The 14,356-nt window shown below is 65.2% G+C and carries 15 protein-coding genes and 1 tRNA gene; 2 read left to right on the forward strand and 14 right to left on the reverse strand.

Going from position 1 to position 14,356, the window contains the following annotated elements:
* Nucleotides 1-42 precede the first annotated feature (42 nt).
* Nucleotides 43-480 carry a hypothetical protein gene (locus tag IPP91_02910; GenBank protein ID MBL0141024.1) on the forward strand — a complete coding sequence of 146 codons (438 nt, stop codon included), beginning with the start codon at nucleotides 43-45 and terminating at the stop codon, nucleotides 478-480.
* Nucleotides 477-1,274 carry a hypothetical protein gene (locus tag IPP91_02915; GenBank protein ID MBL0141025.1) on the forward strand — a complete coding sequence of 266 codons (798 nt, stop codon included), beginning with the start codon at nucleotides 477-479 and terminating at the stop codon, nucleotides 1,272-1,274. The genes IPP91_02910 and IPP91_02915 overlap by 4 nt, the downstream gene beginning before the upstream one ends.
* 519 nt (nucleotides 1,275-1,793) lie before the next feature.
* Here IPP91_02915 and IPP91_02920 read toward each other — a convergent pair.
* The 14 genes from IPP91_02920 to lepA form a co-directional block, all read right to left on the reverse strand.
* Nucleotides 1,794-2,959, reverse strand: a protein-coding gene (locus tag IPP91_02920) for an IS3 family transposase (protein MBL0141026.1) whose coding sequence is annotated in 2 segments (ribosomal slippage) — nucleotides 1,794-2,689 and nucleotides 2,689-2,959 — 1,167 coding nt in all. Because the reading frame shifts where the segments join, the coding sequence is not laid out codon by codon here.
* Nucleotides 2,859-3,875 carry a tyrosine-type recombinase/integrase gene (locus IPP91_02925; GenBank protein MBL0141027.1) on the reverse strand — a complete coding sequence of 339 codons (1,017 nt, stop codon included), beginning with the start codon at nucleotides 3,873-3,875 and terminating at the stop codon, nucleotides 2,859-2,861. The genes IPP91_02920 and IPP91_02925 overlap by 101 nt, the downstream gene beginning before the upstream one ends.
* A gap of 103 nt (nucleotides 3,876-3,978) precedes the next feature.
* Nucleotides 3,979-4,054: transfer RNA gene (locus IPP91_02930), tRNA-Gly, on the reverse strand.
* 39 nt (nucleotides 4,055-4,093) lie between these two features.
* Complete coding sequence (gene pgsA, locus IPP91_02935; GenBank protein ID MBL0141028.1) at nucleotides 4,094-4,693, reverse strand: CDP-diacylglycerol--glycerol-3-phosphate 3-phosphatidyltransferase; 600 nt, start codon at nucleotides 4,691-4,693, stop codon at nucleotides 4,094-4,096.
* 10 nt (nucleotides 4,694-4,703) lie between these two features.
* Nucleotides 4,704-6,497 (reverse strand): excinuclease ABC subunit UvrC, encoded by a 1,794-nt coding sequence (gene uvrC, locus IPP91_02940; protein ID MBL0141029.1) that lies wholly within the window; start codon nucleotides 6,495-6,497, stop codon nucleotides 4,704-4,706.
* 58 nt (nucleotides 6,498-6,555) lie between these two features.
* Nucleotides 6,556-7,581, reverse strand: coding sequence for a beta-N-acetylhexosaminidase (nagZ, locus tag IPP91_02945; protein ID MBL0141030.1), 1,026 nt, complete (start codon nucleotides 7,579-7,581; stop codon nucleotides 6,556-6,558).
* 10 nt (nucleotides 7,582-7,591) lie between these two features.
* Nucleotides 7,592-7,969 carry a holo-ACP synthase gene (locus IPP91_02950; GenBank protein ID MBL0141031.1) on the reverse strand — a complete coding sequence of 126 codons (378 nt, stop codon included), beginning with the start codon at nucleotides 7,967-7,969 and terminating at the stop codon, nucleotides 7,592-7,594.
* Nucleotides 7,966-8,739: a pyridoxine 5'-phosphate synthase gene (locus tag IPP91_02955; GenBank protein MBL0141032.1), complete on the reverse strand. Its 774-nt coding sequence runs from the start codon at nucleotides 8,737-8,739 to the stop codon at nucleotides 7,966-7,968. The genes IPP91_02950 and IPP91_02955 overlap by 4 nt, the downstream gene beginning before the upstream one ends.
* Complete coding sequence (recO, locus tag IPP91_02960; protein MBL0141033.1) at nucleotides 8,736-9,545, reverse strand: DNA repair protein RecO; 810 nt, start codon at nucleotides 9,543-9,545, stop codon at nucleotides 8,736-8,738. Before recO ends, IPP91_02955 begins: the two co-directional genes overlap by 4 nt.
* Nucleotides 9,530-10,420 carry a GTPase Era gene (era, locus tag IPP91_02965; GenBank protein MBL0141034.1) on the reverse strand — a complete coding sequence of 297 codons (891 nt, stop codon included), beginning with the start codon at nucleotides 10,418-10,420 and terminating at the stop codon, nucleotides 9,530-9,532. The genes recO and era overlap by 16 nt, the downstream gene beginning before the upstream one ends.
* Entirely contained in the window at nucleotides 10,417-11,127 is a 711-nt protein-coding gene (rnc, locus tag IPP91_02970) for a ribonuclease III (protein ID MBL0141035.1), read from the reverse strand. The genes era and rnc overlap by 4 nt, the downstream gene beginning before the upstream one ends.
* Before the next feature lie 8 nt (nucleotides 11,128-11,135).
* The gene (locus IPP91_02975; protein MBL0141036.1) at nucleotides 11,136-11,492 is read right to left on the reverse strand and encodes a DUF4845 domain-containing protein; all 357 of its coding nucleotides are present in this window, start codon (nucleotides 11,490-11,492) and stop codon (nucleotides 11,136-11,138) included.
* A 44-nt stretch (nucleotides 11,493-11,536) separates the two neighbouring features.
* Entirely contained in the window at nucleotides 11,537-12,349 is an 813-nt protein-coding gene (lepB, locus tag IPP91_02980; protein MBL0141037.1) for a signal peptidase I, read from the reverse strand.
* Between the two features lie 162 nt (nucleotides 12,350-12,511).
* Nucleotides 12,512-14,305, reverse strand: coding sequence for an elongation factor 4 (gene lepA, locus IPP91_02985; protein MBL0141038.1), 1,794 nt, complete (start codon nucleotides 14,303-14,305; stop codon nucleotides 12,512-12,514).
* Nucleotides 14,306-14,356 lie beyond the last annotated feature (51 nt).

Consider the following 14,356-nt stretch of genomic DNA (forward strand, 5'->3'; position numbering starts at 1 on the left):
CAACAGAAGCTCCTGAGCGACGATAATTCTCTCGCCGGCATCGTGGCCACATTGCCGAATGAAGAGGCTGTGCAGCAATGGGTCCGAGACCAGATTGAAGTGCTCTTCGGCCGTGCTTTTGTCATCGAACGCGAACCGCACGTCCACGACGAGAAGGAACCGGACCTGCGGCTTAGCTCTCGGGACACCAACGCCAAGAGTCCCATCGAGATCAAGCTGTCGACTTGGACTTTGAAGGAACTCGAGGAAGCGATCACGAAACAACTGATCGGACGCTATCTCAAGAACCCCGAATATCGCTTCGGAGTCCTCCTTATCGTCCACCAGAAATCACGCCCCGTTGGGTGGAAACACAAGAACGGGAAGTTCCTCTCCTTTGAAGATATCGTCGCGCATCTGCGGGAGCTAGCGCGTTCCATCGGTGCCGCGAGCGCCACCGCCGCACAGGTGCAAGTCGTCGTTCTCGACGTCACCCTTTGAACGAATTCCCCTTGGGTTTTTTGGAACTGCACGCGGGCCTGCTCGACGTGCCGGGTCCGGACCAGGTTCTGGTGAAGGTCATGAAGGCCGAGAACTTCGCGCGGTCGGTGTGTGAAAGGTACCTACACTTCAACCGCGTTGACGGCTACCGCGATTTTCCAGATGCCGACCACGAGGATGGCGCTCAGCTTCCGGGCGATCGTGTGGGGAATGTGGCGTCTCGGTTCGAGAAATCGCAGGACTTCACAGCCAGCCACTATTACGACCTTTCGCGCGCGCGGACCTACGCGTATTGCGTTTCCCTCAACGACAGCCCGCGATTGTGGGAGTACGGTGCCGGCGCCCCGCGCGGTCAGATTGGCATCTACTTCCGATTTGGAAAGCTTCGGTCGTACCTCAACGAGCTATACGGGGACAAGGCGGCAAAGCCCGAGGTCGACGGCCACGCGATGCAACAGATTCTTTCCCTCAACTATGGACTTGTCCGCTACATAGATCGCAACAGTCACCGGGAAAACGCCAACCTCCTGCCGAACCCGATCATTTACACGTTTCTCAAAGACCTCAAGTTCGCGGACGAGGCTGAGTTGCGTATCACTCTTTCTGCTATCGGGATCGGGAGTTTTCAGGTCAACGGGAACTCCGTCGGCTTTCCCAACTGTCTGCGGTTTCCCTTCGACTATGTCGAGGCGCTGAAGCGAGGTGCCATTGAAAGATTTGAGAAGTCGGCGGATTGCGATCCAGATTGGCTCCGCGATGCCTTGGAGCCAACCGGCATAGTTGTCGAACGGTAGCTGCGCTCAACTCTCATCCCGCACACTAATCGTTTACTGAGCCGCGCGCAGGTATATGTACCGGATCCGCCGCGAGATACCTCGGTGGATCACTTCAACAAGTCCCTGATCATCGCTAGCGAACATCAAATTTCTCCCTCGCCGTCATGTGATCCGTAAATTTGCCGTAGATACTGCGGCGGGGGCCGGTCCTCGCGAAGCTCAACCGCCCGTGCTGCGTGCTCAGAAAACGCCGTGCCGGCAGCGAGGCACGAGACGTTTATCTGAAGTTCGCCCTCCGCCTCAGTCACGCTGCGAACATGACCTATCATTGTTTGGACCTTTCTTCCAGACATACCGTCCGCACGAGCTGATGTGCTTGTACAAAACCACGCATCAAAGACGTACTCGACGCGTAATGAATGTCCACGATAGTAAGCCCGCCTAAGTTGCCGGTTGTTCTTGCGGCGAGACCCTTCATCCTTAAAGTAGAACGGTAGCTGCATAGCAATGTATGGAATTCCCCCGCTTCTCCGGACACTACGCTAAGCCCGCATGAGTACGTTCGAACTCCATCGGGCTGACCTGCCCAAGCGTCGAATGTCGGCGCCGGGAATTGTAGAACACTTCGATGTAGTCGAAGATGTCGGCGCGCGCGACTTCGCGCGTGGCGTACGTCCTGCGATAGACACGTTCCTTTTTGAGCGAGGCGAAGAAGCTCTCGACCGCGGAGTTGTCCCAACAGTCGCCGCGCTTGCTCATGCTGCAGGTGATGCCCTCGGCCGACAGCAGGCGCTGGAAGTCCTCGCTGGTGTATTGGCTGCCCTGGTCGGAATGGTGCAAAAGCTCCGAAGGCTTGCCGCGTCGCCACAGCGCCATTATCAACGCGTCCAGCACCAGTTGCGCGGTCATGGTGGGTTGCATAGACCAGCCGACCACGCGCCGGCTGAACAGATCCACCACAACGGCAAGGAACAACCAGCCCTCGCCCGTCCAGATGTAGGTGAAATCGGCTGCCCACTTCCGGTTCGGAGCAGCAGCGGCGAAGTCTCGCTCCAACACGTTCGGTGCGATGCTGTGTTCCGGACGCAATCCAATGTCGGTAGGCATGCGCCGCGGCTTGGGCTGCGCGCTCATGCCAGCCCCTCGCATCAGTCGCGCCACTCGATTCTCGCTGCAGGATTGGCCTGCGACGACCATGTCCTTCCAGACCCGCGGCGAGCCGTAGGTCTGGTGACTCAAGGCGAAGCTTTCCCGGATCAGCACCAGCAAGCCCGCGTTGGCGATCGAGCGCACGCTCGGCGAGCGTCCAAGCCACTCGTAGAACCCGCTCGACGACACCTCGAGCAAGCGGCACATCATCCGGGTCGGCCACACCGGCCGATAGCGGGCTACAAACACATACCTCACGTTGGTTCCTTCGCGAAGTAGCCCAGCGCTTTTTTTAGAATGTCGCGCTCCATTCGAACTTTCGCCAACTCTCGCCTAAGCTGCTCGTTCTCCAGCTGCTGCGCAGCCTTCAACGGCAATGCCCGGTCCTTCTCGTATCGACCTGCCGCGAAGTTGTCCACCCACCCCTTCAGGACCGAACGCTCCACGCCAAGCTCACGCGCAACCGCCGACACCGATCGTCCAGGTTGCTGTGTGAGTTTCACTCCCTCGCGCTTGAACTCGGCCGTAAACTTCCGTCTTTGCTTCGTTGCCATCGAACACCTCCAATTGCCAGTTTGGCATCATCAGATGTGTCCGGGGAAACGGGGGAATTCCAGCCTTCTTGTCCGCGACGCTCGCGTGCGCGTAGCGGGCAGAAGCCGTGAGGGTGCGGTGTCCCATGCTCTGCATGATGAGCTGTTGGCTTGTGCCCGCCTTGGCAAGCGCGTAGCCGTGCCCATGGCGCAGTTCGTGGAACACTCGCCTGGCGAGCTGCGCTTCGGCGCAGATCCGCGTCCAAAGAGGTCGATATGTGAAGGGCTTGCCGCTCTTATTGGCGAACACGAGTTCGTCGGCGGCGACCTTCGGTAGGCGCTTCAACTCGGCCACGGCCGCGCTGGAGAGCCCTGCGGTGATGGGGTCGCCGTTCTTCGTGCGAGGCACGGTGAGAGTGCCGGCCACGAGGTCGAGGTCCTTGCCGCGCACCGCCAGGATCGAGCCCACGCGAAGGCCCGTGTGATAGGCCACCACGATGAGGGCGGTCATCTTGCCCCAGTGCTTGTCGAGCACGCGCGAGAGCGCCACCAGGCGCTCGACCTCCTCGGGGCGCAGGTAACGCTCCGGGTCGGCCCGCTCGGGGGCTCGCTCGATCCCGCGAGTAGGTGATGCGAATGCCCGGGGCACGAGTTTCAGGCGCCGGGCGTGCTTGAAGATGCTGCCGGCCTGAGTGAGGTAGCGGTTCACCGTGGAGCCCGCGAGGGGCTTGCCGGCGGCGGCGGTGTCGCGCTTGCCGCCGATGAGCCGGCCACGCTCGGCGAGCCGCACAAGGGCGGTGTCGATATCGTCCGGGGTGAGGGTTGCGAGCTCGCGATTGCCGAGGGCGTCGGTCCAGAACGCGAGCCGGGAAAGGCTCGCCGCGTCGAGCTCACGGGAGGCGATGTAGGCCTCCACGACTTCCTTGAAAAGCGCCATTTTGCTGTCTCCTGACTGCCGATCGACCAGAACCCTTTTCGGGGTTCACCGTGTCGCCGTGGTGGCGCAGTTTCGGAGTGCTGTCAGGCACTTACGAGAATATTGGAGCGGCAGAAGAGTCTCGAACTCTCGACCTCAACCTTGGCAAGGTTGCGCTCTACCAACTGAGCTACTGCCGCATGGAAGCCGAGCATTATATCGGTTTCCACCCCTTCCGTTCAACCCTGCGTCCCGCCTCCGCCCTCGGGGCCGTGCGGCTTCATGGCCGCCTTGAGGTACACCCCCATCGACCAGAGCGTGATGAGCGCGGAAATCCAGATGAGGACACGCCCCACGGGGTTGGTGTGGAACAGGCCGAAGAGCACGCCGTTGAAGAGCAGGAACGGAATCGACACCAGTTGCGTCACGGTCTTGATCTTGCCCAGGATGTTCACCGCGACGTTCTTCGACTGGCCGAGCTGCGCCATCCACTCCCGCAGCGCCGAGATCGTGATTTCCCGGCCGATGATGATGAGCGAGGCGAACGGGTCCACGAAGCCCTTCTCGGTCAGCACGATGAGGGCCGCCGTTACCATGAGCTTGTCGGCCACCGGGTCGAGGAAGGCGCCGAAGGACGTGGTCTGGTTCCACCGGCGCGCGAGGTAGCCGTCCGCCCAGTCGGTGATCGCCGCCAGGATGAAGATCCACATGGAGATCACGTTGGCCTGCCGCTCGGAGAGCCAGTCCTCGGGAAAATAGAGGACCGCCACGAACAGCGGTATGGCGACGATGCGCAGCCACGTGAGAAGGAGCGGCAGGTTCAGTGGCGCGATCTTCAAGGCCTTCGGCTCAATGCAGTTCGTTGTAGATGCGTTCCGCCAGTGTACGGCTGATCCCTTGCACCCGCGCAAGATCCTCGACGCTCGCGGCCATCACGCCCTGGAGCCCGCCGAAATGCGCGAGAAGCTTCTGGCGTCGCTTCGGCCCGACAGATCCGATGTCCTCCAGGCGGGAGGCGGTGCGTGCCTTGCCGCGCCGTGCGCGGTGGCCGGTGATGGCGAAGCGGTGCGCCTCGTCCCGTACCTGCTGGATGAGGTGCAGGGCCGGGTGGTCGGGCGGAAGCCTGCGCGCGCCCTCCTCGCCCGCCACGAAAAGCTGCTCCAGCCCGGGCTTGCGCTCTTCCCCCTTGGCCACCCCGATCATGGCGATGTTGGCCAGGCCCAGCTCCTGCATGACGCCCATCGCGATGTTGAGCTGCCCGGTGCCGCCGTCGATGAGGATGAGGTCGGGCGTCCTGCCCTCGCCCTCGGCGAGCTTGCGGTAGCGGGCGTCCAGGGCATAGCGCATGGCGCCGTAGTCATCGCCGGCCGCCACGTCCTTCACGTTGAAGCGGCGGTATTCGGAAGGCTGCATCCCGCCCTTGTCATAGACCACGCAGGAAGCGACGGTCGCCTCGCCCATGGTGTGGCTCACGTCGAAGCACTCGATCCTCGCCAGCGGGGACTGCGCGCCGAGGAACTCGCCCAGGGCCGCCCCCCTCGCCTCCTGGGTCGCGTGAGCGGCAAGGCGGCTGGCGACGGCAAGCTCGGCGTTCTTGCGCGCCATCTCGAGCCACAGCCGCGCCTCGCCTTGCGGGCGCGTGAGGACGGTCACCGCCCGGTTGCCGATGGCCTCGAGCAGCGCGGCCAGGGCCGGCGCATCCTCGATGGCATCGGCGATCACGCGTGGGGGCACCGGTTGCACGGCGTAATGCTGGGCAAGGAAGGCCTCGACCACCGTAGCCGCATCGCTGCCGCCGGCGTTCTGCGGGAAGAAGCTGCGGTCGCCCAGGTGCCGGCCGCCGCGGATCATGGCGAGGGTCACGCACCACACGCCCTGCCTTTCCAAGGCCGCCACGACGTCGGCATCGCGCGCGCCGGCCGATTCGACCACCTGCCCGGACAGGATTTGCTGCAGCATGCGCACTTCGTCGCGGTAGCGGGCGGCCAGCTCGTAGCGCTGCGCGGACGAGGCCGCCTCCATCTTGAGGTTCAGCTCCTCGATCACGTCGTCCTCGCGGCCCTCGAGGAACTTGGCGGCGTGATCGACGTCGCGGTGGTAGTCCTCCTCCGTGATCCTGTCGACGCACGGCGCCGAGCAGCGGCCGATCTGGGCCAGCAGGCAAGGGCGCGAGCGGTGGCTGAACACGCTGTCGTCGCACGTGCGCAGGCGAAAGATCTTCTGCAGGTGGCCGATGGTCTCGCGTACCGCCCAGGCATTCGGGAACGGTCCGAAGTAGCGGTTGAGCTTCTCCTGCGCGCCGCGGTAGAAGCGGATCTGCGGATACTTGTGCCCCGTTACCAGGATGTAGCCGTAGCTCTTGTCGTCGCGGAAGAGGACGTTGTAGCGCGGGCTCAGCGCCTTGATGAGGTTGTTCTCGAGGAGGAGCGCCTCGGCCTCGGTGCGAGTGACCGTGGTCTCCGCCGAGGCGATCTGCCCCACCATGAGGGCGGTGCGCGGGCTCGGATGACTCTTCTGGAAGTACGAGGAGACGCGCTTCCTCAGCTCCCGCGCCTTGCCGACGTAGATCACCTCGCCGGCCGCGTTCAGGAACCGGTACACCCCCGGCAGGTTGGGCAACCCGGCAAGGAACTCCTTCGGAATAAAGGGGACAGACCCCTTTTCGGCCGTCAAGGGGCGAAAAGGGGTCTGTCCCCTTTTTTCACGTTGCGCGGACGCGCGCCAGGTTTTCCGTGGCGGCGAGGTAGGCCGCGCTCGCCTTCAGGGCGGCGGTGGAAATGGCGCGGCCGCGCATCGTCTCGAGGCGGCGCGCGAGCGTGGGCGCGACGGCGCGGCGCTCGAGGCCCTCCAGCATCGTGTCCTGCGCGCGCGGGTCGTTGCAGACTACGACCACGTCGCATCCTGCGTTGAGGGCGGCGTTGGCGCGCCCGATCATGCCGCCGGCGGTGCTCGCCCCCTCCATGGACAGGTCGTCCGAAAAGACGAGCCCGTCGAAGTGAAGCTTGTCGCGCAGCACTTTCTGCAGCCACACGGAGGAGAACCCGGCCGGCTTCGAATCCACCCTGGGATAGATCACGTGCGCGGGCATGACGCCTCCCATCCCCGCGCGGGCGAGGCGCTGGAAGGGCACGAGGTCCATCGCGACGATCTGCGCCATCGTGCGATCGTCCACCGGCACCTCGAGGTGGGAATCGGCGCGCACGAAGCCGTGGCCGGGGAAGTGCTTGCCGACGGACGCCATGCCCGCCGCATTGAGGCCCGCCTGCAGCGCCTCGGCGAGCGTGGCGATGACATTCGGATCGCCATGCAGGGCGCGGTCGCCGATCACGCTCGATTCGCCATAGTCCACGTCGAGGACGGGGGCGAAGGAGAAGTCGATGCCGTGCGCCTGCAGCTCGCTCGCGATCACGAAACCGCAGCCCCGCGCCGCGGCCAGCGCCTGCGCCGGATCTCGGTCGAACAGGCGGCCGAGCTCACGCATCGCCGGTATCGCGGTGAAACCGTGGCGGAAGCGCTGCACGCGCCCGCCCTCGTGGTCCACGGCGATGAGGAGTGCGGGTTTGCGGATCTCGCGTATCGAGTGCGCAAGCTGGATGAGCTGCAGTGGCGCCGCGAAATTCCTCGCGAAGAGGATCACGCCGCCCACCTGCGGATGCTGCAGGCGCTCGATGTCGTCGGCCGTGAGCTCCAGCCCCGAAACATCGACCATCACCGGTCCGAGTCGCATGTCTGCCTTTCTAGCGTTCGAGGACGACGAATGCCATGGCCACGCCGGCGTCGTCGGCAAGCGAGAGGTGCGAGGCCGTGACCCCGATTTGCGCGAGGTGGCGGGCCATGTCGACGCTCGGCACGAGGCCGGGCTTGCCCCGCCCGTCGCGCCCGACTGCGATCGAATGCCAGCGGAACGGCTCGCGGATGCCGGTGCCTATCGCCTTCGAGAAGGCCTCCTTGGCGGCGAAGCGCTTGGCCAGGTGGCTCGCCTTCTGGCGCGTATGCACATAGCGCACCCGCTCCTCCGGCGTGAGGATGCGGTTCACGAACCGCTCGCCCCAGCGTTCCAGGGCCTGCGCGACCCGGACGATCGAGACCACGTCGGTGCCCACGCCCAGGATCATGGCGCACGTCCCTTGAGGAGCGCATGCCCGGCCGCGGTGACCATCAACGCCTTCATCTCGCGAACGGCCTCGCGCATGCCGACGAAGACGGCCCGGCTCACGATGGCATGGCCGATGTGCAACTCGCGCACGCCCGGCAGGGCCGCGACGGGCTCGACGTTGAAGTAGTTGAGCGCATGCCCGGCGTTGAAGCGCATTCCCAGCGCGTGGATCGCCTCGCCGGCCGAACGGATCCTCGCCAGCTCCGCCACGACCGGAGCGCTTTCCGGATCGCGCCCCCGGGAATGAAAGGCATGGGCGTAGGGGCCGCTGTGGATCTCGCACACGCGCGCACCGGCGCGCGCCGCAGCCTCCACCTGCGTTGCGTCCGCGTCGATAAAGACGCTCGTCACGATGCCTGCGCCGGCCAGCCGGGAGATCACCTCGCGGATGCGCGCCTCCTGCCCCGCAATATCCAGTCCGCCTTCCGTCGTGACTTCCTGCCGGCCCTCGGGAACGAGCATCGCCATCTCCGGCTTCACGCGCAGGGCAATGCCCACCATCTCGTCGGTTGCCGCCATCTCCAGGTTCAGCTTGATGTGGGTGAGCTCGCGCAGGCGCCGCACGTCCTCGTCCTGGATGTGGCGGCGGTCCTCGCGCAGGTGCACGGTGATGCCATCCGCACCGCCCAGGTGCGCCTCCACCGCGCCCCAGACAGGGTCGGGTTCGTAGGTGCGCCGCGCTTGCCGGATAGTGGCGATGTGGTCGATATTGACGCCGAGTTCGATCATGCGACGTCCTCGATTCGCTGCAGGTCCCGCACGATGGCCCGCGTGGAGAGTTCCTGCCCGTTCAGGCAATGGTGGATGAGCATTCGCATGAGGCTCTTGGCCTGCGCCGCCGTGCGCGGATCGTCGAAACGGCCGCCGTCGAGGTGCGCGAGGGTGAGGCCGGACAATCTTACTGCATCGGCCCGCTCGGCAGTCCCTTCCGCCGGGACGGGCCCGCGCTCCATCACGTACCAGTAGTCGCGCTCCGGATCGATGGGCGCTCCCCCAGCCGCGTCGCGCCCGAGCTCCACCGCGTAGCCAAGCTCCCGCAGCATCGCGAGCTCGAAGCGCCGCAGCACCGGCTCGATGGCGCGTGGAACGCCCACGCCGGGCTCCGCGGCCAGGAGGCCCGGCACGCCGGTGGCGCGGCGAGACCGGTCGCGAAGCGCGGTGATCGCCTCGTCGTAGGCGGCCCAGAGCTGTTCGTGCGGATCGTCGCGGTGGATGAGCTTGAGCAGGAGTTCATTCAGGTAGAACGCGGAGAGCAGGCTCGCGCCGGCCAGCGGCAGCGCACCCCCGTCGGGTTCCGCAGCCTTGAGCGTCTTCACCTCGCCGCGCCCGAACCAGGTCAGGGCAAGCGGCTGGAACGGAACCAGCACCCCGCGGGCGGCGCTCCTGGGCCGGCGCGCGCCTTTCGCCACCACGGCGAAGCGGCCGTGCTTCTCCGTCCACGCCTGCAGGATGAGGCTCGTCTCGCGGTACGGATACGAATGCAGCACGTAGCCGCGATCGGGACTGCTGCCCGGCCCGCTCACTCGTAGCCCCATTGGCGGACCATCGATTCGCTGTCGGCCCAGCCTGCCTTCACCTTCACCCACAGCTCGAGGAAGACCTTGCCCTCGAAGAGCGCCTCCATCGCCACTCGGGCCTCCGTGCCGATGCGCTTGAGCGTGGCCCCCTTCTCGCCGATGACGATCGCCTTGTGGCCCGGGCGGTCCACGTAGATCGTGGCCTGGATGCGCCGCATCGTGCCGTCCATCTCGAAGTTCTCGATCACGACCGCGGTCGTGTAGGGCAGCTCGTCCCCCAGCAGGCGGAAGAGGCGCTCGCGCACGAGCTCGGCGGCGAGGAAACGCTCGCTGCGGTCGGTGATGTCCTCGGGACCATAGACGGGCTCGGCCTCGGGAAGGAGCTTCGCCACCTCGCCTGCCAGGGCCTTGACCTGCGTGCCCTTCTCGGCGCTCACCGGCACGAGCGCCGCGAAATCGCGCCTCGCGGCGCAGGCGGCAAGCAGCGAGGCGAGCTTTGCCTTGTCCTTCACCCGGTCCACCTTGTTGAGGGCGAGGATCACGGGGACGCCTTCGGGCAGGAGCTCGAGAACGGGGTCGTCGCGCTCGTCCCACTCCCGGGCCTCCACCACGAAGACGATCGCATCCACACCGGCCAGCGTCGTGGTGACGGAGCGGTTCATCGCGCGGTTGAGGGCGTTCGAGAAGCGCGTCTGGAATCCGGGCGTGTCCACGAACACGAGCTGCGCCTGCTTGTCGGTGCGGATGCCCATGATGCGGTGGCGCGTCGTCTGCGCCTTGCGCGAGGTGATCGAGACATGCGCGCCGACCAGCTGGTTCAGGAGCGTGGACTTGCCCACGTTGGGCCGGCCGACGATCGCCACGGTGCCGGCGCGAAAGCCGGGCGTCGTCACGCCCTTCCCGTCATGTTCTTTTCCGCCAGTCGGGACAGCACCGATTCGGCCGCCTGCTGCTCCGCCGCCCGGCGGCTGGTGCCCTCGCCCACGCCGGTCACGCCCAGCTCGTCCACGCGGCATTCGACGCGAAAGACCTGCGTGTGCGCCTCCCCCCCCACGTTGAGGACCGCGTACCGGGGCAACGGAAGGCGCCGGCCCTGCAGGGTCTCCTGCAGCGCGGTCTTGGGGTCCTTGGCGGGCGGCGCCTCGCGCGCGCACTCGATCCGGCCCGCAAAGTGCTTCTCGACGACACCGCGAACGGCGTCGAAGCCGGCATCGAGGTACACGGCGCCCAGGAGCGCCTCGAAGCCGTCGGCCAGGATGGAGGGCCGGCGGAAGCCGCCGCTCTTGAGTTCACCCTCACCGAGCAGCAGGTCGTCGCCCAGTTCGAGCGATTGCGCAACCTCGTAAAGGGAGACCTGGTTTACAAGACCGGCGCGAAGGCGCGACAGCTCTCCCTCGGGCAGGCCGGGCAGGCGTTCGAACAGCAGGATCGCGACCACGCAATTGAGCAGGCTGTCGCCGACGAACTCGAGGCGCTCGTTGTGCTCCGCGGCATGGCTGCGATGGGTAACGGCCCGGCGAAGGAGCGCCGGATCGCGAAAGGTGTGCCCGAGCCGATGCTGGAGCCCGGAAAGGTCGCGCTCGGCCGCGCGTCGGGCCACGACGGCGCTTACTTGGCCGTGGTCACCGAGAAATCCAGGCAAGCACTGAAGTTCGCGATGACGGGGACCTTGGTCGACCAGGTGGCGGTGATGACGGCCTCGCCGCCTTCCTTGGTGATCTCGAGGTCGTCGGGATTCACCGACTTGATGCCCTCGATCACGTTGCGGCGCGCCCAGGAGTTGCGGATCTCCTTCACGCTGGACTTCGTGTCGCCGGCCGCTTCCATCGTCGCGAGCATCTTCTTGACCGCATAGTATTCGATATAGGCCGGCATGAGCTTCGCACCGAAGAGGGCCACGAAGGCGATCACGATCATGGCCATGAGGGCCTGGGTGAGCGAAAAGCCGCGCTGCGATCTCGTCATCGTTCTTCTCCGTTTGCCGGTCTCGCCCTCGCGGGCGCAAATGCCTATTCGATCTCGTTGCCGATTCGCTTGAGGTCCCCGAAATTCATCCAGACGAGGAACGCACGGCCCTTGATGTGGTCATCCTGGACGAAACCCCAGTACCGGCTGTCGGCGCTCTGGTCCCGGTTGTCGCCCATCATGAAATACTGGCCGGGCGGCACCGTGCAGGTGAAACCGTCGTCATTGTATTCGCAATTCTCGCGGTACGGAAACTGCTTCACTTGCGAGAGATTCACCACCGGCTCGGGGGGCACCACCAGTATCGAATGGGACTTCTCACCCAGCTTTTCGGTGAAGCTCGGCAGGCGCAGGAAATTGAGTTCCGCATCCGTGTAGTACCCCGATGCCTGCACGGGGACAGGCTGGCCGTTGATCGCGAGGAGCTTGCCCTTGTAGGCCACCTTGTCCCCCGGCAGGCCCACCACGCGCTTGATGTAGTCCACGGAAGGATCGGCCGGATAGCGGAAGACGACCACGTCGCCGCGCTTCACGTCGCCCACGTCCACCACCTTGCGATTGAGGACGGGGATGCGGATTCCGTACGTGTACTTGTTCACGAGGATGAAGTCGCCCACCAGCAGCGTGGGCTTCATCGAGCCCGACGGGATCTTGAAGGGCTCGACCCAGAACGAGCGGATGAGGAACACCACCACGATCACCGGGAAGAAGGCGCGCGCCATGTCCACCACGATGGGCTCGGAGGTGCCCTCCGGGCGGTTCGGCGCGAGCACCTGGCGGTCGAAGAGCCAGATGAGGCCGGTGGCAACCATCGCCAGGAGCAGCACCGCGGCGAAATCCGTGAACTTGAGCAGCATGCCCATGAGGGCGATGAAGAGCACGGGCCAGGCGATCTCGAGGATTCCCTTGAGCACGTCCGGTCGCGGGCCCTTGCGCACGGCCGCATCCCAGCCGATGAGCAGCGCCGAGGCACCGCCGGCCACCATCGCGATGAGTTCCCAGTTCAGTCCGCCCTGCATCTACTTGCCCTCCACCTGCAGGATGGCGAGGAAGGCCTCCTGCGGAATCTCGACCGAGCCGACCTGCTTCATGCGCTTCTTGCCGGCCTTCTGCTTCTCGAGCAGCTTCTTCTTGCGGGTGATGTCGCCGCCGTAGCACTTGGCGAGCACGTTCTTCCTCAGCGCCGAGATGTTCTCGCGCGCGATGATGTTGGCGCCGATCGCCGCCTGCACCGCCACGTCGAACATCTGGCGCGGGATGAGCTTGCGCATGCGCGAGGCGAGCTCGCGTCCCCGGTATACGGAGTTCTCGCGGTGGACGATGAGCGAGAGGGCGTCCACCTTCTCGCCGTTGATCTGGATGTCGAGCTTCACCAGGTCGCCGCCGCGGAATTCCTTGAACTCGTAATCGAGCGAGGCGTAGCCGCGCGAGACGCTCTTGAGCTTGTCGAAGAAGTCCATCACCACTTCGTTCAGCGGCATGTCGTAGGTGAGGATCACCTGCCTGCCCACGTAGAGCATGTTGACCTGCACGCCCCGCTTCTGGGTGCAGAGCGTGATGACCGGCCCCACGTATTCCTGCGGCATGAGGATGGTGGCGCGGATGATGGGCTCGCGGATCTCCTCGATCCTCGAGGCGTCGGGAAGCTTCGACGGGTTCTCGATCTCGATCACCGTGCCGTCCCGGAGCGCCACCTGGTACACCACGGTCGGCGCCGTGGTGATGAGTTCCATGTTGTACTCGCGCTCCAGACGCTCCTGGACGATGTCCATGTGCAGCAGGCCCAGGAAGCCGCAGCGAAAGCCGAACCCCAGCGCCTGGCTGGTCTCCGGCTCGAAGCGAAGGCTCGAGTCGTTCAGCTGCAGCTTCGTGAGCGCGTCGCGCAGCGCCTCGTACTGGTTCGACTCGATCGGATAGAGGCCGGCGAACACCTGCGGCTTGATCTCCTTGAAGCCGGGAAGAGCCGCGTCCGCGCGGCGATCGGCCAGCGTCACCGTGTCGCCGACCTTGGCGTCCTTCAGGTCCTTGATGCCGGCGATCACGAATCCCACCTCGCCGGCGGAAAGGCTTTCGCGCGCCAGCGACTTGGGCGTGAAGACGCCCACCTGCTCGCACAGGTGCAGCGCGCCCGTGGCCATGAGGAGGATCTTGTCCTTGGGCTTCAGGATTCCGTCCACCACGCGAACGAGCATGACGACACCCACGTAGTTGTCGAACCACGAGTCGATGATCAGCGCCTTGAGCGGGCCCTCGAGGTTGCCCACCGGCGGCGGAATGCGCGCGATGACCGCCTCGATCACGTCGTCCACGCCCTCGCCGGTCTTCGCGCTGCAGCGGATGGCGTCGGTGGCGTCGATGCCGATCACGTCCTCGATCTCCTGGATCACGCGCTCGGGCTGGGCCGAGGGCAGGTCGATCTTGTTGAGGACGGGGATCACATCCATGCCGAGTTCCGTTGCGGTGTAGCAGTTGGCGACGGTCTGCGCCTCCACGCCCTGCGAGGCGTCCACCACGAGGAGCGCCCCCTCGCAGGCGGAAAGCGAGCGGCTCACCTCATAGGAGAAATCCACATGGCCCGGGGTGTCGATGAGGTTCAGCCGGTATTCCTGGCCGTCGCGCGCCTTGTAGGACAGGGCCGCTGTCTGGGCCTTGATGGTGATGCCGCGTTCGCGCTCCAGGTCCATGGAATCAAGGACCTGCACGTCCATTTCACGCGTGGACAGGCCGCCGGTGCGCTCGATGATGCGATCGGCGAGCGTCGACTTGCCGTGGTCGATGTGGGCGATGATGGAAAAATTGCGGATGCGCTGCATGCTCGTGGCCGGTCGGAAAAAGGGGACAGACCCCTTTTCCGAAAGAGACCG

It is taken from the genome of Betaproteobacteria bacterium, from assembly GCA_016720855.1.
GTDB lineage: Bacteria > Pseudomonadota > Gammaproteobacteria > Burkholderiales > Usitatibacteraceae > FEB-7.

Excerpts from the sequence above, each read along its gene's own strand:
- lepA (MBL0141038.1), bottom strand. The coding sequence starts at position 14,305 with ATGCAGCGCATCCGCAATTTTTCCATCATCGCCCACATCGACCACGGC.
- IPP91_02955 (MBL0141032.1), bottom strand. The coding sequence starts at position 8,739 with ATGATCGAACTCGGCGTCAATATCGACCACATCGCCACTATCCGGCAA.
- lepB (MBL0141037.1), bottom strand. The coding sequence starts at position 12,349 with ATGCTGCTCAAGTTCACGGATTTCGCCGCGGTGCTGCTCCTGGCGATG.
- nagZ (MBL0141030.1), bottom strand. The coding sequence starts at position 7,581 with ATGCGACTCGGACCGGTGATGGTCGATGTTTCGGGGCTGGAGCTCACG.
- IPP91_02925 (MBL0141027.1), bottom strand. The coding sequence starts at position 3,875 with ATGGCGCTTTTCAAGGAAGTCGTGGAGGCCTACATCGCCTCCCGTGAG.
- IPP91_02975 (MBL0141036.1), bottom strand. The coding sequence starts at position 11,492 with ATGACGAGATCGCAGCGCGGCTTTTCGCTCACCCAGGCCCTCATGGCC.
- IPP91_02950 (MBL0141031.1), bottom strand. The coding sequence starts at position 7,969 with ATGATCCTGGGCGTGGGCACCGACGTGGTCTCGATCGTCCGGGTCGCG.
- recO (MBL0141033.1), bottom strand. The coding sequence starts at position 9,545 with ATGGGGCTACGAGTGAGCGGGCCGGGCAGCAGTCCCGATCGCGGCTAC.